We start from the raw sequence: 2,934 nt of genomic DNA, 5'->3' as shown, positions 1-2,934 counted from the left end.
TAACGTGCAGTCACGCTTTCCCGTACATTGGAATTTATTTCTCCACGCTCTCTCCACTCACTCCCTTCACAACTCTTTCCCTAGCCGACGCCATCCTGATCTGCCGCCCACCCCGCCTCGGCCGCGCGCGCTACCCACACCCGTAACCTCGTGGATCACGCGAATGCACGCGAGAAACATAGGTGCAGACCGACGCCCGAAGAAGACACCCAGGCCGAAGCCCGAACCCGGTCCCCTGGGCATGGGCGCGCGGGTGCTGGTGCGCCGGCCGTCCGGAGCGGACCAGACCGGTCGGATCGTCGAGGACCGAGCTGACCGATACCGAGGAGCGCGGGCACGCCTGGGCGCCGGTGCGCCGGTTGGCGGTCGCCCTCTACGACGTGCGCCTGGTCTTCGCCGACACCGACGACCTGACCGCCGATCCGAGTACCCGTGTCGGCACCGCGGCACGACCCCACCACCGGCGCCCGGCGCCCCATCACAGCCGCGCGAGGGCGAAACCGTCTCCGCGAAACCACCACGGAAGGGCGCGCGGCGACCTGCCGCTCGTCGCGCAGCCCGCGGTCAACGTCCACATCGCGCGCCGTCACATCGAAATCCCGTCGGCAGAAACCCAGCTGACCGCCGCCCCAACATCGGCGGCTCGAAAGCCGCACACCCGGCCACAGGGAACCTGCCTAAAACAACTACGGCGCTGGGGGTGCAGGCGCCTTGTGCATCATCACCGCAGCGACCGCCCGGGCCAGCTCCGGATCGGCCACGCCACCGGTCCGGGCGACGAATGTGGTGCGGGCCGTGGCCACCGGATCCTGATGCTGGTCGATGATCAGGTTCCTGGTGACGATGATGTCGGTGCCGCCCATCTGCCGGAATGACTCCAAACAGATATCGCAGTCCAACCGGTCCCCGACCCGCACCGGCCGATGCAGAGTCAGCTGCTGATCGGTGTGCATCATCTGGCTCAGGCCGTAGCCGACCAGAACTCGCACGAACAGTTCCTCGATCGCAAGCGATCCCAAGATGCTGACGAACGTGATCGGTGCGATCAGCCCGTCGTATCCGAGCTGGTGGGCGGCGTCTTCTCGGTAATGGGCGGGATGCGAATCCTGCACGGCCCGGGCATATTCGCGGATCTTCTCCCGGCCGACCTCGTAGCCGGTGACCCGGTGATGGCGGCCGATCAGCCCCGCCATCAGGGCCGCGATCTCGGTTGCCTCGTACACGGTGTCACCCATATCGGTTCACGGTACCGACGAAACTGCGTCGCCTGGTCGACCTGGGGGATATTGCCCGGCGCATGGGGTCAGATCGTTCAACGGACGAGCAGGCACACCGCGGGGACCGGCGCAGCCACTCGCCCGCAGATGAAGACGTGGTCGATTCCAGTGAAGTCCAGGGCCCCCGCCCTCTTGTCGATCGCCAGCCACTGGGATGCGTCGAACCGGGTCAGCGTCTCCTCGGGCAGGCTCGCGAAGGAGTCATCGACATCCACTTCCGCGCCGCATCCCCGACGTACCGACCGGGCCCGGAGTCAGCATCATCCGCATCAAAGTTCTGTCAGATCGCGCCAGAGGGTGGACCGGCTGCGTGCGATCGATGATCCGAGTCTGACGGATCCTCGCAAAGCACTGACCTCGAGGTTTTCTAGAGTTGCCCGCGCGGCGAGGATGCCCTGCTTCCGCCGGCTATGAACGGATTGTCGACTGCCCCCGCCGCGGAAAGTTCGGTAACAGGCGCGAGCAAAGCAGCGATATAACAAAGCTAACCCCCGAGTTGAGAAGGATGTAGTCGAACGCGGACGTTACGGCGCTCTGTCCGCGCTGCAATTATCGGAACCCCGAACCCCGGGCCGCCACGACCCCTGCCCCGCATGAGGCGTCGTCGCCCCACGACCCCCGGTCGCATGCGAAGGGATCCTTTCCGTTGGATTCTGCAATGCCACTCAACCATCCCGCTCTCGACATGGACGCCTTCCCCCTGTCGTCGGCGCAGCGCGGGATGTGGCTCGCGCAACGGTTGGCACCCGACGTCGCACTCTGCATCGCCCAGTACGTCGAATTGCACGGGCCCCTCGACCTCGAGCTTCTGAATGAGGCGTCGTTGGCGGCGGGGCGGGAGTTCCAGTCCACCTTCCTGAGGATCTTCGAGGTGGACGGTGAGCCGTTCCAGGTGGTCGATCCCACCATCGAGTTGTCCACGGAACTCGTCGACTTCCGCACCGCGAACGACCCGGTCGGGGCGGCTCACGCGTGGATGGACGGTGAGTACACGAGCCCGATCGACCTCAGGCGGGATATGTTGGCAAGGTCCGCGGTGCTGCAGGTCGGCGAGCAGGACTATTTGTGGTACAGCCGAATTCATCACGTCGCGCTCGACGGGTATGGGGCGATGACACTCGTGAACCGGATCGCCACGCTGTACACAGCCGCGACGGAGGGGCGTTCGCCCGAACCCAACCGCGCGGCAGATCTGCGAACCCTGTACGCGATCGATCAGGGATATCGGGCGTCGCACCGGTTCGAGTCCGACCACACTTACTGGGCCGAGCGGGTCGCCGAGATGCCCGCGGGCGCGAGTTTGTCGCCGGTCGTCGCTCCTGCGGTGGCGAAGAGCGCCCTCGTGACCTCGGCGCTGTCCGACGAGGCGGCCAGTAGACTCGCCCGTTCCGACGACGTGTTCGATGCCCCCGCCGCTGCGGTGGTCGTCTCGGCATTCGGTTCCTATCTTGCGCGCATGACCGGCAGCGACGAGGTACTCGTCAACCTGCCTGTCTCGGCCCGGACGACAGTGATGCTGCGCCGCTCCGGGGGAATGCTGGTCACCGTCGCGCCGCTGCGGGTGAGCACACGATCCGACGACACTCTCGCCAACTTGATCCAGCGGGTGCGGTGGGAGGTGACGGGCGCACTGCGCCATCAGCGGTACACCCTCGAG

3 protein-coding genes and 1 pseudogene are annotated in these 2,934 nt (G+C 66.1%); 2 read left to right on the top strand and 2 right to left on the bottom strand.

Translation table 11 applies throughout. The annotated features are described in order from the left end of the window. Positions 1-241: 241 nt before the first annotated feature. Positions 242-434: pseudogene (locus MLGJGCBP_RS51845) on the top strand (hypothetical protein); the annotation flags it as partial. A gap of 252 nt (positions 435-686) precedes the next feature. Here the strand turns inward: MLGJGCBP_RS51845 and hadA are convergent. Continuing rightward, complete coding sequence (hadA, locus tag MLGJGCBP_RS17830; RefSeq protein WP_160097332.1) at positions 687-1,235, bottom strand: (3R)-hydroxyacyl-ACP dehydratase subunit HadA; 549 nt, start codon at positions 1,233-1,235, stop codon at positions 687-689. Between the two features lie 77 nt (positions 1,236-1,312). Then, entirely contained in the window at positions 1,313-1,492 is a 180-nt protein-coding gene (locus MLGJGCBP_RS17825; protein WP_201453104.1) for a hypothetical protein, read from the bottom strand. 443 nt (positions 1,493-1,935) lie between these two features. On the opposite strand from MLGJGCBP_RS17825, the gene MLGJGCBP_RS17820 reads away from it, so the two are divergent. After that, positions 1,936-2,934, top strand: a 999-nt coding sequence (locus tag MLGJGCBP_RS17820) for a condensation domain-containing protein (RefSeq protein WP_236581178.1), incomplete at its 3' end; no start/stop codon positions are given.

The organism is Rhodococcus sp. T7, assembly GCF_009872365.1.
Taxonomy (GTDB): Bacteria; Actinomycetota; Actinomycetes; order Mycobacteriales; family Mycobacteriaceae; genus Rhodococcus_F.
This window is presented reverse-complemented; position numbering and strand designations above follow the sequence as displayed.

Coding starts and splice junctions, on each gene's coding strand:
- hadA (WP_160097332.1), bottom strand. CDS start 1,235: ATGGGTGACACCGTGTACGAGGCAACCGAGATCGCGGCCCTGATGGCG.